The sequence below is a fragment of the Herbidospora solisilvae genome (assembly GCF_009901565.1).
Taxonomy (GTDB): Bacteria; Actinomycetota; Actinomycetes; order Streptosporangiales; family Streptosporangiaceae; genus Herbidospora; species Herbidospora solisilvae.
The window spans coordinates 292,101-312,029 of record NZ_WXEW01000007.1; the positions used below are offsets into that span (position 1 = coordinate 292,101).

Annotated in this window: 13 protein-coding genes and 1 pseudogene; 11 read left to right on the forward strand and 3 right to left on the reverse strand. The window is 68.9% G+C overall.

Annotated elements, in window-relative coordinates:
* Positions 1-4: 4 nt before the first annotated feature.
* Entirely contained in the window at positions 5-1,312 is a 1,308-nt protein-coding gene (locus GT755_RS24550) for a lanthionine synthetase LanC family protein (RefSeq protein WP_161481983.1), read from the forward strand.
* A 66-nt stretch (positions 1,313-1,378) separates the two neighbouring features.
* On the opposite strand, the gene GT755_RS24555 is transcribed toward GT755_RS24550, so the two are convergent.
* Positions 1,379-4,234, reverse strand: coding sequence for a discoidin domain-containing protein (locus GT755_RS24555; RefSeq protein ID WP_161481984.1), 2,856 nt, complete (start codon positions 4,232-4,234; stop codon positions 1,379-1,381).
* A 565-nt stretch (positions 4,235-4,799) separates the two neighbouring features.
* Here GT755_RS24555 and GT755_RS24560 point away from each other — a divergent pair.
* The 8 genes from GT755_RS24560 to GT755_RS24595 all read left to right on the forward strand — a co-directional run bounded on the left by GT755_RS24560 (position 4,800) and on the right by GT755_RS24595 (position 13,746).
* Positions 4,800-5,804, forward strand: a complete 1,005-nt coding sequence (locus GT755_RS24560) for a LacI family DNA-binding transcriptional regulator (RefSeq protein WP_456319073.1) — start codon at positions 4,800-4,802, stop codon at positions 5,802-5,804.
* Between the two features lie 481 nt (positions 5,805-6,285).
* Positions 6,286-7,671, forward strand: coding sequence for an ABC transporter substrate-binding protein (locus GT755_RS24565; protein WP_161481986.1), 1,386 nt, complete (start codon positions 6,286-6,288; stop codon positions 7,669-7,671).
* 62 nt (positions 7,672-7,733) lie between these two features.
* Positions 7,734-8,648, forward strand: coding sequence for a carbohydrate ABC transporter permease (locus GT755_RS24570; RefSeq protein ID WP_030456020.1), 915 nt, complete (start codon positions 7,734-7,736; stop codon positions 8,646-8,648).
* A gap of 28 nt (positions 8,649-8,676) precedes the next feature.
* Positions 8,677-9,651 carry a carbohydrate ABC transporter permease gene (locus tag GT755_RS24575; RefSeq protein WP_081898842.1) on the forward strand — a complete coding sequence of 325 codons (975 nt, stop codon included), beginning with the start codon at positions 8,677-8,679 and terminating at the stop codon, positions 9,649-9,651.
* 44 nt (positions 9,652-9,695) lie between these two features.
* Positions 9,696-11,231 carry a glycoside hydrolase family 13 protein gene (locus GT755_RS24580; protein WP_161481987.1) on the forward strand — a complete coding sequence of 512 codons (1,536 nt, stop codon included), beginning with the start codon at positions 9,696-9,698 and terminating at the stop codon, positions 11,229-11,231.
* Positions 11,232-11,296: 65 nt separating this feature from the next.
* A complete protein-coding gene (locus GT755_RS24585; RefSeq protein ID WP_161481988.1) occupies positions 11,297-12,214 on the forward strand; it encodes an ABC transporter ATP-binding protein in 918 nt (305 codons plus the stop codon).
* Between the two features lie 10 nt (positions 12,215-12,224).
* A complete protein-coding gene (locus GT755_RS24590; RefSeq protein ID WP_161481989.1) occupies positions 12,225-12,977 on the forward strand; it encodes an ABC transporter permease in 753 nt (250 codons plus the stop codon).
* Positions 12,970-13,746 (forward strand): ABC transporter permease, encoded by a 777-nt coding sequence (locus tag GT755_RS24595; RefSeq protein WP_161481990.1) that lies wholly within the window; start codon positions 12,970-12,972, stop codon positions 13,744-13,746. Before GT755_RS24590 ends, GT755_RS24595 begins: the two co-directional genes overlap by 8 nt.
* Before the next feature lie 402 nt (positions 13,747-14,148).
* Here the strand turns inward: GT755_RS24595 and GT755_RS24600 are convergent, their stop codons facing one another.
* Positions 14,149-14,370 carry a DUF397 domain-containing protein gene (locus tag GT755_RS24600; RefSeq protein WP_161481991.1) on the reverse strand — a complete coding sequence of 74 codons (222 nt, stop codon included), beginning with the start codon at positions 14,368-14,370 and terminating at the stop codon, positions 14,149-14,151.
* A gap of 206 nt (positions 14,371-14,576) precedes the next feature.
* On the opposite strand from GT755_RS24600, the pseudogene GT755_RS41610 reads away from it, so the two are divergent.
* Positions 14,577-14,693: pseudogene (locus GT755_RS41610) on the forward strand (hypothetical protein); the annotation flags it as partial.
* 863 nt (positions 14,694-15,556) lie between these two features.
* Complete coding sequence (locus tag GT755_RS24610; protein WP_161481992.1) at positions 15,557-16,162, forward strand: histidine phosphatase family protein; 606 nt, start codon at positions 15,557-15,559, stop codon at positions 16,160-16,162.
* A gap of 748 nt (positions 16,163-16,910) precedes the next feature.
* Here GT755_RS24610 and GT755_RS24615 read toward each other — a convergent pair.
* The gene (locus tag GT755_RS24615; protein ID WP_161481993.1) at positions 16,911-19,826 is read right to left on the reverse strand and encodes an AMP-binding protein; all 2,916 of its coding nucleotides are present in this window, start codon (positions 19,824-19,826) and stop codon (positions 16,911-16,913) included.
* Positions 19,827-19,929: the final 103 nt, after the last annotated feature.

Sequence of the window (19,929 nt, forward strand, 5' to 3'; positions counted from 1 at the left end):
CGACATGGGGCGGACGGAAGCCGACACGCCGGTCACCGCGGCGATCCACGCCGCCCGGTGGATCCGCGAAGCCGCCGTCGACGACGACCACGGCCACCACTGGCTCGCCAACCCCGACCCCGGCGGCCGTTCCGCCAACGCCGGCCACTCCGCCACGCTCTATTCGGGCGCCGCCGGGATCGTCCTGTTCTACCTGGAACTGGCCGCCGCGACCGGCGACCAGTCCTACCTCGACGACGCCCTCGCCGGGGCCGACCACCTGGTCACCGTCTCCGGCACGATCACCGACCCGACCTTCTACCACGGCCTGATGGGCCTGGTCTTCGCGCTGACCGAGTCCTACTGGGCCACCGGCGACGCGACCCACCAGGTGGCCGCCGAGCGCATCGCCGAGCGGGTGCTCGCCGCGCAGCGGCCGTCCAGAGAAGGGCTGACCTGGACCGGCGACGTGTCGCAGCGCGGCGACGGCGGCATCGCCCTCGGCCTCCTCCACATCGCCGGCATGCTCGGCCGCGACGACCTCGAAGAGGTCGCCGTCATGACCGGCCGCACCATCGCCGGGCAGGTCGTGCCCGGCCACCAGTTCGGCGGCGAGGGCGGCGACCTCCCGGTCGACGCGGTGACCCCCGGCTTCCTCTCCGGCACGGCCGGGTCGGGCTTCCTCATGGCCCGCCTCTACGGCGTGACCGGCGACGGCATGTTCCTCGCGGCGGCCCGCCGGGCGGCCGACTTCGTCCGGATGGTCAGCTCCGTCAGCGACAAGTGCGCCCTGGTGCCCCACCACGTGCCCCACGCGCGGGCGCTCAACTACCTGGGCTTCTGCTCCGGCTCGGCCGGGGTGGCGCGGCTGTTCCACGAGCTCTACCGGGTGACCGGCGACCCCGGCGACCTCGACTGGGTCGAGCGCCTGGCCCGCGGCGTCATCAACAGCGGCGTCCCCGAACGCCGCAGCGAGGGCTACTGGAACGTGGCATGCCAGTGTTGCGGCGCGGCCGGGCTGATCGAGTTCTTCGTCGGCCTGTGGGCCGCGACGGGCACCCGCGAGTACCTCGACGTGGCGAGCGACCTGGGCGACGACCTGATCGAGCGCGCCACCCGCGACGACGGGCGGGGAATGCGCTGGTATCAGGCCTACCGGCGGCTGCGGCCCCACGAGATCACGGCCGACACGGGCTACATGGTGGGGGCGGCGGGCATCGGCGCGGCGCTGCTGCACCTGGCGGCGGCCCGTGAGGGGCGGGACGCCCGGCGGGTGATCCTGCTGCCGGACAACCCGTTCCCGGCGATCCCGGTCCCGGCCGACTCCCTCTAGACACACGTTGACGCCCGGGGGGAGGGGCGTCCTCCCTCCTCCCGGGCGCCGGTCACGTGGTCCGAGCTAGGAGCCGTACACCTCGAACTCGGACAGTTGCGCCGCCGGCCAGCCGGTGTTGCCGGTGACGTTCAGGCGCAGGTAACGCTGACTGCTCGCGGTGAACGTGATGGTCACCGTGTTGCCGCTCGCGGGGTTGAAGACCCGTCCGGCCGAGGCCGAAAGGGTGTTCCACGTCGAGTTGTCCTGCGAGCCGAGGACCGACAGGGTCTGGGTGCGGGTCGCCCAGGCCGTCGCCGGGGGCAGCTTCAGGACGACGCGGCCGACCGTGCGGTTCTGGCCGAGGTCGACGGTGATCGTCTGGGGGAAGGCGTTGTTGGTGCTCTCCCAGTAGCTGTTGGCGTTGCCGTCGACCGCGTTGCCGGGGCCGTAGGTCTGGGCGACGCCGCTGGCGGTGGCCGGGCGGTTCAGCGCCAGGTTTCCGGTCGGCTGGGTGGGGGTGGGGCTCGGCGAGGGCGAGGGCGACGGCGACGGGTTCGTGCCCGGGGTGCCGAAGACCTCGACCGACGAGAGCTGCGCGGCCGGCCAGCCGGTGTTGCCCGTCACGACGACGCGCAGGTAGCGGACGGTCGCGGGGGTGGTGTTGATCGACACCGTGTTCCCCGTGGCCGGGTTGAAGGTCCGCCCCGCCGAGGCGGAGAGCGTCGTCCACGACGAGTTGTTGGCCGAGCCCTCGATCGCGATGGTCTGGGTGCGGGTGTTCCAGGCCGACGCGGGCGGCAGCTTCAGTTCCACACGCTGGACGTTGACCGGTGCGCACAGGTCGACGGTCAGCGTCTGCGGGAAGGCGTTGTTGGCGCTCTCCCAGTACGTGTCGGCGTTCCCGTCGATCGCGTTCTGCGGCGTGAAGGACTGGTTCTGGCTGGTCGCCGTGGCCGTCCTGGTACACGGCGACGGACTGGGCGACGGACTGGGCGACGGAGACGGCGACGGGCTGGTGGGGGGAGACGGGCTGGGCGAGGGGCTGGGGTTGCCTCCGCCGCCGCCCGGATAGATGTAGTTCGGGTTCGGCCACGTCCCGGTGCAGGTCGTGCTGCTCGGAGACCAGCCCGAGTTGCCGCCCAGGTCGGTCGCCACGAACGAGCCGCCCACGCAGTTGTGGATCGCCGTCCCGGCGCCGAGGTAGGACGCCCGCACGTTCTCGAACGTCGTCCGGGCGCCGGACTGGGCCTGGATCATGTACGTCCCGGTGCCGGCGATGTTGACGTTCTTGAAGTTGACCGTCTGGGTGCTGCCCTCGATGAAGTGGATGGCGGCGTACGAGCTGTCGATGATGTCGGTGTCGGTCACGTTGATCGTGGCGTTGACCGGCTCGTTGAGGCCGGAGAACCAGATCGCGCCGACGCCGAAGCGCCAGTTGTAGTCGTTGTTGCCGGTTCGGATCAGGGTGTTCCTGGCGACCGTGTGGGTGCCCGCGACGGCGGTGCCCTGTCCGGAGTTGACGCCCGGATAGCGGTTGGCGATGTGGATGCCGCCGCCGTTGGTCAGCGTGTCGGAGACCACGTTGTCGGTGATCTTGATGTCCCGGCCGCCGTAGGTGACGATGTTGTTGGCCAGGATCGGCGCGACCACCGTGTTGAAGCTGAAGGTGTTGTTGACGTTGGCCATCCGGTCGGGCCACATGGCCAGGCCGTCGTCGCCGCTGTTGCGGACGAAGGTGTTGGTCACCGTCGAGTTCGTCACGCCGGTGTGGAAGTTCACGCCGTCGGCGATCTGGTCGACGATCCGGCTGTTGCGGATGACGAAGTTGTTCATGGGGCCATCCATCCAGGCCCCGACCTTGGTGTTCTCCATCCAGACGTTGTCGACGACCGAGTCGGTCATCGCGCCGCCCATGGCGTTCACCTGGTCGTCGTCCACCCGCTCGCGGATGTCGCCGAGGATGTGCAGGTCGCGGACGACCACGTTGCGGCTCGGGCCACCGGCCTCGTGGGGGCGGATGCCGCCCTGGTAGCCGCCGCCGGAGACGTACTTGCCGTAGATGCCGACCGCGCGGTTGCGCTGGGTCGGGTGGCGGCCCGTCAGCTTGGTGTACCAGGGGCCGGCGCCGCGCAGCGTGACGCCGTCGACGACGACGTGGTCCCAGAGGGTGTACGTGCCCTCGGGGACGTACACCTCCTTGCCCTGCGCCCTGCCCGCGTCGACCGCGGCCTGGAAGGCGGCGGTGGAGTCGGTCGACGAGTTGCGGGCGGCGCCGAACTCGTCGACCGACAGCGAGCCGGCCGGCCTCTGGATCGCCCCGGGGGCGACCTCGAAGTCGGCCACGTCCACCGTGATGGGGATGTTCGACTGGGCCTGGACGCGGATCTTCGTGCCGGCCTGGTAGGTCTGGCCGAGAAGGGTCTGGGTCTCGTCGTAGAAGTGGTGGGGGTTGGTGTCACCCGGGTTGTTGTTGAACGGGTAGCCGCCGTAGAACCAGCTGTACACCGAGGTCAGGGAGATGTCCTTGAGCTTGGCGCCGCCGACGCGGATGTCGGCGTTGATGGTCTGGCCCTGGCCGCCGTTCGCGTCGGGGATGCTGTAGCGCACCGTCATCGCGTTGGCCGGCTTGGTCAGGGTGAACTCGACGTACTCGCCCGGGGAGTCGATCGTCACGGCCCGGCGGCCGGAGGCCTCGGAGGGGAGCGTCGTGTAGATGCGGCTGGGCCCGATGACGGTGCCGGTGTGGGCGACGTCCTCGGCCTCGAACTCGGTGAACGGCACGGTCGCGCCGCGGCCGGGGATGCCCCACACGGAGTCGGCGGAGGCGGCCGCGGCGGCGGTGCCGGAGAGGCTGGGAACGGCCACCACACCTGCCGCGATCAGGGCGGCACTCGCGAGGGCGGCGGACAGACGACGTGATCGGATTACCGATTCAGGCATCGGCGGACCCTTCTGTCAGGTGCGGGCCCGCGCCGCCGCCGGGGGGTCGGCGGACGGAACGAGCCTGAGGGGTGCCTCGCCACCTCCGTCGCGATCGGCGGTGCGAGATGAGCACACCATAGGATGGCGAACAGAAGTCCGCAATATTTCAACTTGATTTCGCAAAAGCACTCGTCGGGTGACGTCTGACACGACCTGACCCCTGCGGTCATGGGGTCCGGGGTGCCCCACGTGCCCGTGCTTGCTCTCCGACGGCGCCACTGAGCTGGCCTTTTGACTGCTCTGATAGGTCCGGTACGCAAACTTTCGCCCGGACGGTCAAAGGTCGGAGGTGTGTAACGTTCATGTGTCCCAGCCCCGGTGTAAGGAAAACGTAAGTGCGCGTATCTCCTCGCAAACGATCGTTTTCCGCTCACGACCTGGAGTGTTGGTCGGCGGGTGGGCATTCCATGATCCCGGGCCGATGGGTGGAAAACGCTCTCATGGCGAGTTGGCATCGGTGGAATGCAAGCAGGTTGCGTTCTCTGGGCGTATGATTTGCGCTGTGACACGTCGACTTGCAGAAGTGGCGAAGAAAGTCGGAGTCAGCGAGGCGACCGTCAGCCGCGTGCTGAACGGCAAGCCGGGCGTCTCCGACGCGACCCGCGCGGCCGTGCTGACCGCCCTTGACGTCCTCGGCTACGAGCGCCCGACGCAGCTCCGGGGGGAGCGCGCCCGCCTGGTCGGCCTGGTCCTGCCCGAACTCGGCAACCCCATATTCCCGGCCCTGGCCGAGGTCGTCGGCGGCGCCCTGGCGCAGCGCGGCTTCACCCCCGTGCTCTGCACCCGCACGGCGGGCGGGCTCTCCGAGGCCGACTACGTCGAGATGCTCCTGGAGCAGCAGGTCTCCGGAGTGGTCTTCGCGGGCGGCCACTACATGGAGGCCGACGCCCCCCACGAGCACTACCTCCGGCTGCTCGACATCGGCCTGCCGGTCGTGCTGGTGAACGCCGCGAGCGACAACCTCGACTTCCCGCGCGTGTCCACCGACGACGCGGTCGCGGTGGAACAGGCCTTCAGCCACCTGGTCTCGCTCGGCCACGAACGGCTGGGCATAGTGCTGGGCCCCGACGACCACATCCCCTCCCGCCGCAAGCTGGCGGCGATCAACGCCGCCGCCGAGAAGGCCGGCCTCGCCGACGTCGCGGTCGAGCACGCCATGTTCTCGCTCGAAGGCGGCCAGGCGGTGACCAACCGGCTGATCCGGCTCGGCGTCACCGGCATCATCTGCGCCTCCGACCCGCTGGCGCTTGGAGCGATCCGGGCCGTCCGCCGGATGGGCATGTCGGTGCCCGAAGACGTCTCGGTGGTCGGGTTCGACGACTCGAACTTCATGAACTGCACCAACCCGCCGCTGACCACGGTCCGCCAGCCGATCGAGGCGATCGGCCGCGCCGCCGTCACGCTGCTGGTGAACCAGATCGACGGAACGCCGGTCACGGCGGAGGAGCTCCTCTACGAACCGGAGCTCGTCGTCCGGGGCTCCACCGGCCCCGCCAAGATCGGTGTCGGCGTCGGAGTCGCGGTCTGACGTTCGCCGCACCACCACAGCCCGAAGCCCCGCCCTTCCTCGGAAGCGCGGGGCTTTTGCATGCCCGTGCGGCGAAAGCCGCGTCGTTCCGGTTCATCTGATCGTCGACTCCGTGCGTGCTGACAGGAGCTTGTTTGCGGCTGTTCCCCGGTGTTTGACTGGAACGGTCACGACCCTGTCAGGCGCCATCTCAAGCATGACAGCGCACCGAGAGCGACCATCGAGGCAGGTCATCTCTGTGACCTGCGAGTTCTTGTTTCGAGGGTGTTCGCTGCGTCGCACTGTCACTTTTTTGCATCTTGAGTACATGACTCTTGCTAGGCCTTGTTCGTCTCTGTATGTTTCTCGCAACCGGTAACACGAAGCGGACTCGTAACTCCACCTTCATCGATCGGGCCTTCGGGGGGCTCGTTCCGGAACTTGCCAGACGGACAGGTGCTCTCAAGGTGTCGTGGTTGGCCACGGCAGGAGGGAATCATTGATGCAATCCCGTAAAATCGCGACGTTGCTGGCCGTGGCGGGGCTCACCCTCGCCGCTGCGGCGTGTGGCACGGAGGAGACCCCGGCCCCGGCCGCGAACCCCTCTGCCGGTGGTTCGGCCCCGGCCGCCGCCGAGAACGCCCCCGTGACGATCAGCGTCGGCTGCCAGCCTCCGAAGACGAACCCGAAGGAGCGCGCGCAGTGGGACGCGGACGTCACCGCGTTCCAGGCGAAGTTCCCCTACATCACGATCGAGAGCAAGGACGCGTTCCCCTGCATCGTTCCTGAGACCTTCCAGGCCAAGCTCGCCGGCGGCCAGATGGAAGACCTGTTCTACGTCTACTACACCGACGCCGCCCGCATCATCGGGGCCGGCCAGGCCGCCGACATCACGCCCTACCTGAGCGAGGCCCCGCACTTCGCGGAGATCCGCCCCGACGTGAAGGGCGTATTCGAGTCGGGCGGCAAGACCTACGGCGTGCCGCGCACCAACTACGCCACCGGCCTGGTCTACAACCGCGCGCTGTTCACCCAGGCCGGCCTCAACCCGGACATGCCGCCCAAGACCTGGGCCGAGGTCCAGGACGCCGCCAAGAAGATCGCCGGGCTCGGCGCCGGCTACGTCGGCTTCGGCGAGTACTCCGCCGGCAACACCGGCGGCTGGCACTTCACCTCGTCGATCTACGCCCGCGGCGGCTCGATCGTGAGCGACGACGGCAAGACGGCCACCTTCAACAGCCCCGAGGGCAAGGCCGTGCTGGAGAACCTCCGCAAGATGCGGTGGGACGACAACAGCATGGGCACCAAGCAGCTGCACCGCTGGGAAGACCTGATGCGGCTGATGGGCTCCGGCAAGCTCGGCATGATGATCGGCGCACCCGACGTCGTCCAGGCCGTCAACAACGACTTCAAGGGCAAGTTCGAGGACTACGGCGTGACCGCCGTGCCCGAGTCGACCCAGTCGCTGTCCGGCGGCGACGGCTACATGTTCAACGCGAAGGCCACCCCCGACCAGATCAAGGCCGGTCTGAAGTGGCTGGAGTTCAAGTTCCTCACCCCGGGCCAGGGCCAGTTCGACTACGCCCGCAACAAGGCCGACGGCCTCCCCACCGGCCTGCCCCTCACCGACCTGTACGGCAGCGCCGCCCCCGGCGCCCAGATCCAGGCCGACCGCGAGGCCAACGCGAACGTCCCGACCGAGCACTTCGCCCCGTACGTCGAGGGCACCAAGTCGGTGACCTTCAAGCTGGAGCCGCCGAAGGCCCAGGAGATCTACGCCATCCTCGACACCCCGATGTCGGCGGTCCTGACGCGCAAGGACGCCAACATCGACGAGTTGCTGGCGGACGCGGAGGAGAAGGTCAACAAGCTGCTGGCAGCGGGCTGACCTGAAGTTCGGGGGCCGGTCTACGGGGCCGGCCCCCACTTTGAGATTGCGAGCGCAAACCGATGACGACACTCTCCGCGAAGGGCGCCCGGCGGCAACCCCCAGGGGCCCTGCGGCGCGCGGTCAGCCGGAACCTCACGGCCTACGGCTTCCTCTCCGGGGCGCTGATCTGCTTCGCGTTCTTCTCCTGGATCCCGATGGTCCGGGAGTTCATCCTGTCCTTCCAGAAGACCAACTTCGTGAACTCGACGGAGTGGGTCGGCCTGGAGAACTTCCGCACCGTCCTGGACGACCCGGCCTTCATCTCCGCCTGGGTCAACACCGCGATCTTCACCCTGCTGGCGCTGGTCTTCGGCTACATCGTGCCGTTCGTGTTCGCGGTCGTCCTGAACGAACTCCGGCACGCCCAGGGCTACCTCCGCCTGATCGTCTACCTGCCGGTCATGCTGCCGCCCGCCGTGGCGGTGCTGCTGTTCAAGTGGTTCTACGACCCGGGCGCCGGCCTGTTCAACCAGGCCCTCGGCGTGGTCGGCATCCCCCCGCTGAGCTGGCTCGACTCGACCACCACCGCCCTGCCCTCGCTCGTCATCGTCTCCACCTGGATGAACCTCGGGACCGGCACGCTGATCTACCTCGCGGCCCTCCAGAGCATCCCCAGCGAGTTGTACGAGGCGGCCGAGCTCGACGGCGCGGGCCTGTTCAAGCGCGTGTGGCACATCACGATCCCGCAGACGCGGCTGATCCTGCTGGTCATGCTGCTGCTCCAGATCGTGGCGACCATGCAGGTCTTCATCGAGCCCTTCCTGCTGACCGGCGGCGGCCCCGAGAACGCGACCGTGACCGTGGCCTACCTGATGTACCAGTACGCCTTCAGCTTCGGGAACTTCGGCGGCGGCGGCGCCCTCGGGCTGATGCTGATGCTCGTCCTCATCGTCTTCTCCGCCTTCTACCTGCGCGTCTCGCGCGACCGTACCTAGCCGAGACCGGCAGAGAGGAGGAACACCGATGTCGCAGAGCACCGTCCAGCGGCCCGTCCGGGCCGTGAAGGACACCCCGCCCCCGCCGAAGCACACGCGGCGGCGCCGGAAGACGAAGGAACGGCCGCAGCAGTTCCGCGGCCTGGTGTCGCCCCACACCTTGACCACCCGGCGGGGCAAGATCGTCTACTGGACCGTCCTGACGTTCGTCATCACCGGGTTCACGCTCGCCTTCGTGTTCCCGCTGTACTGGATGGTCACCGGCGCGATGAAGTCGCCCGACGAACTCGTCGCGGTGCCGCCGACCTTCTTCCCGAAGGAACTGAACTTCTCGGTGTACGCCGAGGCGTGGGAGCTGCTCGACCTCGGCACGTTCCTGAAGAACACCCTGATCTACGCCGCCGGCGCCTGGTTCTTCACGCTGACCTTCGACGTGGCCGCGGCCTACGCGCTGTCGAAGCTGCGGCCGGTGTTCGGCAAGGTGGTCCTGGCGCTCGTCCTGTCGACGCTGATGATCCCGCCGATGGTGATCCTGCTGCCCGCCTACCTGAGCGTGGTGGAGCTGCCGATATTCGGGTGGAACCTGCTGAACACCCCGTGGGCGATCTGGCTGCCCGCGGCGGCCAACGGGTTCTTCATCTTCCTGCTCAAGCGGTTCTTCGACTCGATCCCGCGTGAGCTGCTCGAAGCCGCCCAGATCGACGGCGCGTCGCCGATGCGTATCCTCTGGTCGGTGGTCCTTCCGGTGTCCCGGCCGATCCTCGGGGTGGTCTCCATCCTGGCGGTGGTCAACGTCTGGAAGGACTTCGTCTGGCCGCTGCTGGTCCTGCCGGACAGCGAGAAGATGTCGATCAGCGTCGGCATCTCCTCTCTGTCTGCCCAGATGCCGCAGAACGTCCTGATCGCGGCTCTCGTCATCGCGAGCATCCCGGCGATCCTGGTGTTCCTGGTGTTCCAGCGCAGCATCATGGCCGGTCTGACGGCGGGAAGCCTAAAAGGCTGACCCTGCCGCCCACTCTCCAATAAAGCCTAAGGAGTTGTTCCAGCATGCCCGAAACGTGGTGGCGGGGGGCCGCGATCTACCAGGTCTACCTGCGCAGCTTCGCCGATGGAAACGGCGACGGCATCGGCGACCTCGCCGGTCTGCGCAGCCGCCTGGCCTACCTGGCCGACCTCGGGATCAACGCCGTCTGGCTGAATCCCTGGTATCCGTCGCCGATGGCGGACGGCGGCTACGACGTGGCCGACTACCGGGCCATCGAGCCGTCGTTCGGTGACCTGGAAGAGGCCGAGAGGTTCATCGAGGAGGCCCACGAGCTGGGCATCAAGGTGATCATCGACGTCGTCCCGAACCACCACTCCGACCAGAGCGAATGGTTCAAGGCGGCGCTGGCGGCCGGGCCCGGCTCACCGGAGCGGGAGCGTTTCTGGTTCCGCGACGAGCCCGGCGACTGGAAGTCGATCTTCGGCGGCCCGGCGTGGACCCAGGTGCCCGACGGCCAGTGGTACCTGCACCTGTTCGCGCCCGAGCAGCCCGACTTCAACTGGACCAACCCGGAGGTCCACCAGGAGTTCCACGACGTCCTGCGGTTCTGGTTCGACCGCGGCGTCGACGGCATCCGGATCGACTCGGCGGCCGTGCTGGTCAAGAACTTCGAGGGCGGCGACCCCGACGGCTACACCGACCTGCCCGAGGTGCACGACGTGTACCGGAGCTGGCGGCGGCTGGCCGACACCGAGTACACCGACCGGATCTTCATCGGCGAGGTGTGGTTCCCCGACCAGGAGCGGTTCGCCCGCTACCTGCGCCCCGACGAGCTGCACACGGCGTTCAACTTCGACTTCCTCGCCTGCCCGTGGGAGCCGGCGGCGCTGCGCGCCTCGATCACCCAGACGCTGGCCACCCACCTGCCGCTGGGCGCGCCGCCCACGTGGGTGCTCTCGAACCACGACGTGACCCGCGTGGTGACCCGATACGGCCGCGAGATCACCTCATGGGACCACGGCGCCCGCCGTGACGGCTTCCCGTCGGACCTGGAGCTCGGCTACCGCCGGGCCAGGGCGGCGGCGCTGCTGGCCATGGCCCTGCCCGGTGGCGTGTACGTCTACCAGGGCGAGGAACTGGGCCTGCCGGAGGTCGACGACATCCCCGGCGAGCTGCGCCAGGACCCGATGTGGGTGCGTTCGGGCTACACCGTGCCCGGGCGTGACGGCTGCCGGGTGCCGCTGCCGTGGTCGGGCCAGGAGAAGCCGTTCGGGTTCGGCAGCGGCGAGCCGTGGCTCCCCCAGCCCGCCGACTGGAACAAGCTGACCGTCGAGGCGCAGAGCGAGGACCTCGGCTCGATGCTGAGCCTCTACCGTTCGGGCCTCAGGCTGCGCCGCGAACTGCTCGGCGACGGCACCCTGACCTGGTGCGAGTCGCGCGACGACGTGCTCGCCTTCCAGCGGGAGTCGGGCCTGGTCTGCGTCGTGAACCTGGGCTCCGAGCCCGCGCCGCTGCCCCCGCACACCGAGGTGCTGCTGGCCAGCGGTCCGCTGGAGGGCGACGAGCTGCCCTCCGACACAGCCGTCTGGCTGCGCTGAGAACTCGGGCCCGTGACCGCTCGTGGGAAGGCGGTCACGGGCCCGCGCCAACGGGGGTCTTGAACATGGCACTGATCGAGGCCGAAAGGCTGGAGAAGAGATACCCCGGGACCGACTTCACCGCCGTCGCGGGAATCGGGTTCCAGGTGGAGCGGGGGGAGGCCTTCGGCTTCCTCGGGCCGAACGGGGCCGGCAAGTCGTCGACGATGCGGATGCTGGCGTGCGTGTCGCAGCCCAGCGGCGGCAGCCTGCGCATCCTCGGCGAGAACCCCGTCACCCACGGCCGGGCGTTACGGGCCCGGCTCGGCGTGGTCCCGCAGGACGACGCGCTCGACCTGCAACTGACGGTCCGCGAGAACCTGATCGTGTACGGCCTCTACTTCGGCCTCTCCCTGAAGCACATGCGGGCCAAGAGCACCGAACTGCTGGAGTTCGCCCAGCTCGCCGACAAGGCGGGGGAGCGGGTCGAACACCTCTCCGGCGGCATGCGGCGCCGCCTCACCATCGCCCGCTCCCTGGTCAACGACCCCGAGATCCTGCTGCTCGACGAGCCGACCACCGGCCTCGACCCGCAGGCCCGCCACATCCTGTGGGACCGCCTGTTCCGCCTGAAGAGCGTCGGCGTCACCCTCATCCTCACCACTCACTACATGGACGAGGCCGAGCAGCTCTGCGACCGCCTGGTCATCATGGACAAGGGCCTGATCGCCGACGAGGGCACCCCCCGCGAGCTGATCGACCGCCACGTGACCCGCGAGGTCCTGGAACTGCGCTTCCCGCCCGGGGAGCAGGAACAGGCCGCCGAGAAACTGGGCGGCGACGTGGAGATCCTCCCCGACCGCCTCCTCTGCTACGCCGACGACGGCGACGCCGTCCTGGCCCGCGCGACCGAACTGGGCCTGCGCCCGCTGACCGCCCTGGTCCGCCGAGCCACGCTGGAGGACGTCTTCCTCCGCCTCACCGGCCGATCGCTGACCGACTGATGGTGAGCCGATGATCCGGGCCTTGGCCTATTGGCTGTTCCGCTATCGCCGGACCTGGCAGGGCACCGTCGTCGTCTCGGTGGCGAACCCGCTGCTGTTCCTGCTGGCCATCGGGGCCGGCCTCGGGTCGCTGGTGCGGGGCGACGTCGAAGGTGTGTCCTATCTGCAGTTCTTCGCGCCCGGGATGCTGGCCGCGGCGGCGTTCCAGAACGCGTTCATCGACGCGGGGTTCGGGGTGGCGTCGGCGCGGGGGCGGGAGCGGGTCTACCAGACCGCCGTCGCGACGCCGCTGTCGCCGGGCGAGGTGATGGGCGGGCACCTGCTGTTCGTCGCGCTGCGGGTGTTCGTGGGAGCGCTCGCCTTCGTGGTCGTGATGGCCCTCTTCGGGCTCGTCTCCTCGGCCGGCACGGCGCTGGCACTCCTGCTGGCCGCCACCCTGACCGGTGTCGCGCCGGCGGCGGCGGTGGCCGCCTGGGCGGTGACCGTGACCGACTTCCCGCGCCTGAACACGGTGTTCCGGTTCGTGGTCATGCCGATGTATCTGTTCTCCGGCACGTTCTTCTCCGTCGGACAACTGCCCGCCGCCCTCCAGACGATCATGTACGCCCTCCCGCTCTGGCACGGCGCCGACCTCTGCCGCTCCCTGGCCCTCGGCACCGCCACCCCCGGCATGACCCTGCTGCACGTCGCCTACCTGGGCGTGCTGGGGGCCGTCGGCGTCCTGATCGGGCGGGTCACCTTCCGGAAGGTGCTCCATGTCTAGGCTCCCGGCCGCCGGCGGCGCCCAACTGGTAGTGCTGCGCAACGTGTGGGTGCACAAGGGCGGCACCCCGTGGACGATGGCCCTGTTCTCCGTGTACGAGCCGGTCCTCTACCTCCTGGCGATGGGCGTCGGCGTGGGAGCGCTCGTCGGCGACGTCCCGGGGATCGACGTCCCGTACGCCGCCTTCGTCGCCCCCGCCCTGCTGGCCGCGGCCATGATGAACAGCGCCCTGGAGGAGACCACCAACACGGTCTACGGCAAGCTCAAATTCGACCGCTACTACCACTCGCTGCTGGTCACCCCGATCACCGTGCGCGGCATGGTCGCCGGGGAGCTCCTCTGGGCGGCGGCCCGCGCGCTGGTCACCGGCGTCGGCTTCCTGGCCGTGATCGCGGCCTTCGGCCTGGTCAGGTCGCCGTGGGCGGTGCTGGCGGTCCCGGCGGGCCTGCTGACCGCGTTCGCGTTCGGCGCGTTCGGCCTGGCGGCGGCTGGCTACGCGCGTGGCTGGCACAGCTTCCAGTACGTCCAGCTCGTGATGCTGCCCATGTTCCTGTTCGCGACGACCTTCTATCCCGTCACCGTCTACACCGAGTGGGTGCGGGCGCTGGTGGAAGCGCTCCCGCTGTACCACGCGATCGAGCTCTCCCGGGGGCTGGCGCTGGGCGAGCTGGGTCCTGGGCTGCTGCTGAACGCCGCCTACCTGCTCGTGTTCGGCGGCGTGATGCTGGCGGTGGCCCAGTCACGCTGGGCCACCCTGATGGCCAGGTGACGCCGGGGCGCCGACGTCCGAACAAACAGACCTTCTTAGAGTGACCTGACGGAACCCCTTCTGACCTGGGCATATAGGGCGCTTGCAGGGGCCTAACCGTGACCTGGCGCCTCGTCAGGTGGGCGAGTCCGGCAGCGCGCTGGGGTCTGGCTCGGCGTCTCTGGGCGGCTTCGCCGCGTGTGCCACTCCCGCTTGCTGCCCTCTCCTGGTCTATCAGGCGGAGGTCAGTCAAGGATGGCCTCGCGTGTACGTTGCCCGGTGACCTTCCAGGGTCACTGGTTGCCCTGCGTGCAGGGCCGTCCTTGACGGAACCCGGCTGACCCGGACAATGGGGCGGCGGGTGCAGCGCCTCTACCCGTGCCTGTGAGAGGACGGGTCTCGCCTGCGCATGGCACCTACGAGTCAGCCGAATTCGCCGTCTTTGACGCCACCGAGGAATGCCGACCATTCACTTGGGGTGAAGACGAGCGCTGGTCCGTGGGGGTTCTTGCTGTCGCGGACCGCGATGATTCCGGGAAGGTTGTCCGCGACTTCGACGCAGTCTCCGCCGTTGTTGCCGCTGCGGGAGCTCTTTCGCCAGACGGCCCCAGAGAGGTCTGCGCCCGTCAGGTCTGATGCGTCCATTGGTCCACAGCTTTCTTGATCATTCTTTCCGGCCGAGGTCTGGTTGTACGGCGGTGAGGGATGAGGGTGCTCGAGGCGGGCTGAGACGGCCGCCGGGCCGGCGGTCCCTCTCCCGGGTACTTGGCAGCGGATTGGTGGCAGCTCCTTAGCCGCTGTATAGGTCGGTTCTCGCGGATGTTTAGGAACTTGGAAGTAACGTCTATCCGCTCTTCTATCGGCTTGCCGACAAAGGGTCGCTCATCAGTGAGGGTGATTCGCCTCCTGAGGCTGGTCGGCGTCGTCGTCTCTATCGGTTGAGCGCTGATGGTCGGCGGTCGCGTTAAAGCTGCTGGCCCTATATAGGGCAGAGGTCTGATGGGTCCGGCCGGGGCAAATGTGTTCGGCAACCCGTGGCGGTCTTGTTGATCCCGTGCAGCTGCGGAAAGGGTGGCGCCATAGTTGATCATTTTCCCGGGCGCTCTGGTCGCCGTGGCGAGAGGGGGCCGGGGGTGTCTCCTTGGAGGAGTCGGCCGTTTGCGAACTCGGCTGTGATGGGGTGTTCGCTCCAATCGATCACTTCATCCCCCTCACGCAGTAGCCATGCTGTCTGTTGCTGGGCGAGGCGTTCCGTACCAGGGATCGGGGGGTGCAGGTATGCGAGATAGGAGGCGGCTCCTTGGAGGTCTTCTGTTGGGTCCTCTTTGGGGCGGTCCGGTCTCTCGGGTGTCGGCCGCCATCCCGCTTCCCTGGCTGCCGCGATGAGTCGTTCGGGATCGAAGACGTGGAGCTCTTGAAGGTGGACGATTCTGATTACATGCCCAGGTAGGTCGGCTCTGCGGGCGTCGTAGTCCATGGAGTCAGTATGGCTTTGGACCATGGCTGGTGGCCGGAATGGGTGGGCGGCGTTCTGCCGCCCGCGCGGGCGGCAGAACGCGCCTTGACATCTATAAGAACAATTCGGCGATGCGGCCGGGACTAGACATGTCCTGTCCCGGGACATGCTTGACACATCAGTCCCAGGACATGTTTGACAGGTGCCGTCGTCGGCCGATCCTTCGTGCGTCCTTTGCGGGTGGCGTGGCCATTCCGACGAGCTGGCCGCCCAACGCCGTGAACGCGCTCGTATCGGCAGGGGAGAAGGGGATCCGCTGGGGCGGACGCCCTGTCGCGCCGGCGGCTTGAGCAACGACTACCGAGCGGAGTCGGCATGGCAGTTGAGATCGTCTATGAGACCCATTCGCTCACCGAGGACAACGAGAACGGCGTCGCAACCGGCTGGCTGCCGGGCAAACTGTCCGAGCAGGGGCGACAACTTGCCGCCGAACTCGGTGCCCGGTATCGGGACGCCGGCCTGGCAGCGGTATTCGTCTCCGACTTGCATCGGGCGATCGAGACCGCACAGCTCGCCTTCGCCGATGCACCGGTCCTCATCCACCAGGACCGGCGACTGCGCGAGTGCGACTATGGCGAGCTCAACGGCTGCCCCGTCACCGTCTTGGCCGCTGAGCGTGCCAAGCACATCGACGATCCCTTTCCCGGCGGCCAGAGCTACCGCCAGGTCCTGGAAGCCACCAGCGATTTGCTGCGGGACCTTGCCACCGACTGGGACGGCAAACGCATTCTCGTGATCGCCCACTCGGCCAACAAATGGGCGCTCGATTGCCTGCTGACTGGAGCCTCGATCGAGGACCTGATCGACGTGCCTTTCAGATGGCAGGAAGGCTGGCACTACATCCTTCCCACCGGCTGGCCCGGGTACCAGTCCAGCCCTACCGCCAGCCAACCCGGTGCACCTTCCCGATCACAGCACTAGCCCACCTGTAAAGCAGGTGCTGGGACAGAAAGGTCCACCATCTCGTGGGACTAGACAAATGGAGGCGCTGGGACTGGACAGTGTGCCGGTCCTCTTCGCCGACCTGGGTTGCCTACGATAAGGACCTCGGCTGACCCTGTATGCGTATTCCCGCCGGCAGTGCAAGCAGGCAGCTGATCGAAGGAGTCGGCATGCGCGACGAGGTTACGTTGTCGGGGTGGCGGTTCTTCGTCGAGTCGTTTCCTTCGGGTCTTCTGCGTATGGGTTACGGACATGCTTTGTGGCCCGAGCTGACCAATGTCACGGATCTGGATGAGGCGGCTCAGCGTCGTGCTGCGGCTATTGGGGTGATGGGTTATCGTCGGCGCGCCCACCGCGACGGCCGGACTCGGTGGTCGCGTAGGACCTGGGTATGGGGACTCAACCCCGGGGACGTACATGTCGAGGTGGCGCGGTGGGTGAGTCGCCCCCAAGCCTTGATTGTTCACCGTCTCGGTTCGCAGTTTTGGGTGGCGGAAGCAGCGGGCCGATTCCGCCACCTGACGGTACGCGCCAGCGGTCTCCCTGAAGTTCGAGTCCCGGGGCGACGCTCGTCTTTGGCCCGCTCCCTCCGGCGAAGGAGAAACGGTGGTGAACCCTTAGCCCCGTTGCGTTAGAGCAGGTGGCGCGGTTCGCACGCGGGGCCTTTCGCCGTGGCGGGCATGGTGACAGCGGAACTGACGGAGCGCCGGGAGCGCCGCGGCCGTGGTCACGTGATCCGCCGGACGAAGTCGGCGGCCAGGTCGGCGATGGCGGCGGCCTCGTAGGCGTGCCGGTTGTAGATGAGCTGGCCGCGCAGCGTCCCGTCGTGCGCCTCGCTGATCAGGATCTCCGGCGGGTGCAGGTCGGGGTCGTCGTCGGGCAGCGTCCACTCCATGATCGGCCCGGCCGGGACGGCGAACTCCTCCGACGGCACCCCCGGCAGGTGGGCCGGATGCCCCCAGCTCTCGAACCGGAAGTACGCCGGGAACGGCACCGCCGCGTGCAGGCGGCCCCAGTCGTGGAACTGCCGCTCGGCGGCGGCGAGCGACTCCCGCCGGACGTGGTCGACCACGTCGGGCAGCGCCCCCGTCCCCGGGACGGTGATCAGGTTCCACCGGAACAGGCAGCCGACCGCGTTCTCGAACCCGGGCTTCGACCGCCCGCTGACCGGGGTGGCGACCACGAGTTCGGGGGCGCGGGCCCACGCGCCGAGGGTCAGCGCCCAGGCCGCCGCCAGCGTCATCGACACCGTGGCGCCCCGCGACCGGGCCAGCTCCCGCACGTCCGGGACGGCGAAGTGATGCGCGTCGGCCAGGTAGCGCCGGACGTCCCTGGCCCGGCCCGGGAGACGCTCCAGCGACGCCGGAGCGCCTTCCAGGGCGGCCTCCCACCACGCGCGGTGGCGGGTCCATTCGAGGCGTTCCCACGCCACCACGTCGCCGTAGGAGACCGCCGGGGGCAGCGGCGACGGCGCGCCGTGCCGGAAGGCGGAGTAGAGCACCCCGAGCTCGCGCAGCAGCACCGTGGCCGACCCGCCGTCGAAGACCAGATGGTGGACGGAGACGACCAGCACGCACCCTTCGGGCAGCTCGATCACCTCGACCCGCAGCAGCGGCCCGTTCTCGACGTCGAACGGCGCCCGCACCCGCTCGGCCGCCAGCGCGGCGGCCTCCTCGGCGGACGCGCATCGGCGCACGGCGACGGGGACGTGCATGGTCTCCAGCACCGGCCCCACCCCCGGATCGCGGAACACGGTCCGGAGGCTGTCGTGCCGCCGGACGAGCTCCGCCACCGCCCGGCCGAGCACGTCGAGGTCGAGCCCGCCCGGGACCCGCACCGCGACGTGCACCGGCGGCATGTGACGCCGCTCTCCGGAGGCGTGCATCCACCGCCACCAGTGGGCCTGCACTCCGGAGAGGGCGCCGTCCGCCGGAACCACGTGGTCGTCGCCCGCGGCGGTGGCGACGGCGTCGCGGATCTGGCCGGCCTGATGGCCCAGCACGGGCCGGTCGAAGGCGAACGTCCCTTCGACGGGCACCCCGAACCTCTCGGCGACCCGCGCGGCGAGCTGGGCGGCCCGCAGGGAGTCCCCGCCGAGAGCGAAGAAGTCGTCGTCCGCGCTGGCCGCGGGCACCCCGAGCACCCCGGTCCACAACCGGGCCAGGGCGCGCTCCTCGTCGGTCTCCAACGGCCGACCGGCCGGCTTGGCGACCGAGAACAACGCCCGCACCTCCGCCTTGACGACCTTGCCGAGCTCATTGCGCGGCAACGCGTCGACGAAGACGTAACGAGAAGGCACCTCATTGCGCGCGAGCCGCTGATGAAGAAAGGCCCGCAGCCGGTCAGCAGTGAGGACGTCGTCGCCTGTTCGGGCCGGTTTTCGGACGACCGCGGCGGCGATCATCTGGCCCATCGTGGCGTGCGGGAGCCCGACGACGGCCGCGTCGGTGACCGACGGGTGTTCGCGGATCGCCGTCTCGACCTGTGGGAGGGAGATCTTGAGGCCGCCCGACTTGACGACGTCGCTCTCCCGGCCGATCAGGTAGAGGTAGCCCTCGGCGTCCAGACGGCCCAGGTCGCCCATTCGGGTCCAGCCGTCCCTGAAGGTCCTGGCGCTGGTGCCCGGGTCGCCGTAGTAGGTGCGCTGGGCGGCGGGGGCCCGTAGCCAGACCTCGCCGACCTCGCCGGGGGCGACGGGCGTGCCGTCCTCGTCGGCGATCATCAGGTCGCCCCGGGTGGTCGCGCGGCCGACCGAGTCGGGGCGGCGGGGGTCGACGATCATCGTCGTGGAGGCGGGCACCGCCTCGGTCGAGGTGTAGTAGTTGACGATCGTGGCCTTCGGGAAGGCCTCCGGCAGGCCGGCCGCCACGCGGAGCGGCAGCGCGTCGGCCGAGGAGCTCAGCAGGACCACGCTCGACAGGTCGTGGCCGCGCCAGGCCCCGGAGTCGAGCAGTTCGGTCGCCATGGCGGGCACCACGAACACCGTCCCGGCGCGGAACTTCTCGATCAGCGCGCAGAAATCGTCCGCGTCGAAGCGGGCCGCCACGACCGCCGCGGGATGGGCCGTCAGGGTGTTGACCAGCATCATCTGCCCGGCGTTGGTGCCGATCGGGAACGCGTGCAGGAAGTGCTCCGAATGGGCGAACGCCCGGAAGGGCGGCTTGGCGGAGTGGCCCCAGGCCAGGTTGGCGTGGGTGGCCATGACGCCCTTCGGCGTCCCGGTCGTGCCCGAGGTGTAGAGGATCTGGGCCGGGTCGCCGGGGGAGAGGCCGACGTCGGGCACCCCCGCGCCCGACGGCGGCCCCTCCGGGACCTCGGTCAGCACCCACCGGGCCGCGCAGTCGTCGGTCATCACCTTCAGGGTGGCGGCCGACTGACGGGCGGAAAGTGGCACGGCGACGCCACCCGCCCGCAAAACAGCCATGCAGGCGACGGCGAAATCCACCCAACGATCGTTGTCGAAGAGCAGACCGACCCGGTCACCTCGTTGCAAGCCCTTGCCGAGCAGGGCGTGTGCCCCGGAGTCGGCGCCCGCGTCCCATTCGCCGAACGTCAGCTCCCTGCCGTCTGTGCTGATCAGGGCGGTTCTGTCCGGTTGTTCGACGGCCCTCGCTCGAAGTAAGTGGGGGAGGGTCGCGGTCATGGGCCCACCTCTTCCGCGTCCAGCAGGCGGTCGGAAGGGGAGTAAATCAGACCAGACGAATCCTCACAAGTATCTAGCAAGTGAATGCAATTTCTGGTCATAC

What these genes read in the sequence shown, in the direction of transcription:
- GT755_RS24550 (WP_161481983.1), top strand. Translation starts at nt 5, where the DNA reads ATGGGGCGGACGGAAGCCGACACGCCGGTCACCGCGGCGATCCACGCC.
- GT755_RS24555 (WP_161481984.1), bottom strand. Translation starts at nt 4,234, where the DNA reads ATGCCTGAATCGGTAATCCGATCACGTCGTCTGTCCGCCGCCCTCGCG.
- GT755_RS24565 (WP_161481986.1), top strand. Translation starts at nt 6,286, where the DNA reads ATGCAATCCCGTAAAATCGCGACGTTGCTGGCCGTGGCGGGGCTCACC.
- GT755_RS24570 (WP_030456020.1), top strand. Translation starts at nt 7,734, where the DNA reads ATGACGACACTCTCCGCGAAGGGCGCCCGGCGGCAACCCCCAGGGGCC.
- GT755_RS24575 (WP_081898842.1), top strand. Translation starts at nt 8,677, where the DNA reads ATGTCGCAGAGCACCGTCCAGCGGCCCGTCCGGGCCGTGAAGGACACC.
- GT755_RS24580 (WP_161481987.1), top strand. Translation starts at nt 9,696, where the DNA reads ATGCCCGAAACGTGGTGGCGGGGGGCCGCGATCTACCAGGTCTACCTG.
- GT755_RS24585 (WP_161481988.1), top strand. Translation starts at nt 11,297, where the DNA reads ATGGCACTGATCGAGGCCGAAAGGCTGGAGAAGAGATACCCCGGGACC.
- GT755_RS24590 (WP_161481989.1), top strand. Translation starts at nt 12,225, where the DNA reads ATGATCCGGGCCTTGGCCTATTGGCTGTTCCGCTATCGCCGGACCTGG.
- GT755_RS24595 (WP_161481990.1), top strand. Translation starts at nt 12,970, where the DNA reads ATGTCTAGGCTCCCGGCCGCCGGCGGCGCCCAACTGGTAGTGCTGCGC.
- GT755_RS24600 (WP_161481991.1), bottom strand. Translation starts at nt 14,370, where the DNA reads ATGGACGCATCAGACCTGACGGGCGCAGACCTCTCTGGGGCCGTCTGG.
- GT755_RS24610 (WP_161481992.1), top strand. Translation starts at nt 15,557, where the DNA reads ATGGCAGTTGAGATCGTCTATGAGACCCATTCGCTCACCGAGGACAAC.
- GT755_RS24615 (WP_161481993.1), bottom strand. Translation starts at nt 19,826, where the DNA reads ATGACCGCGACCCTCCCCCACTTACTTCGAGCGAGGGCCGTCGAACAA.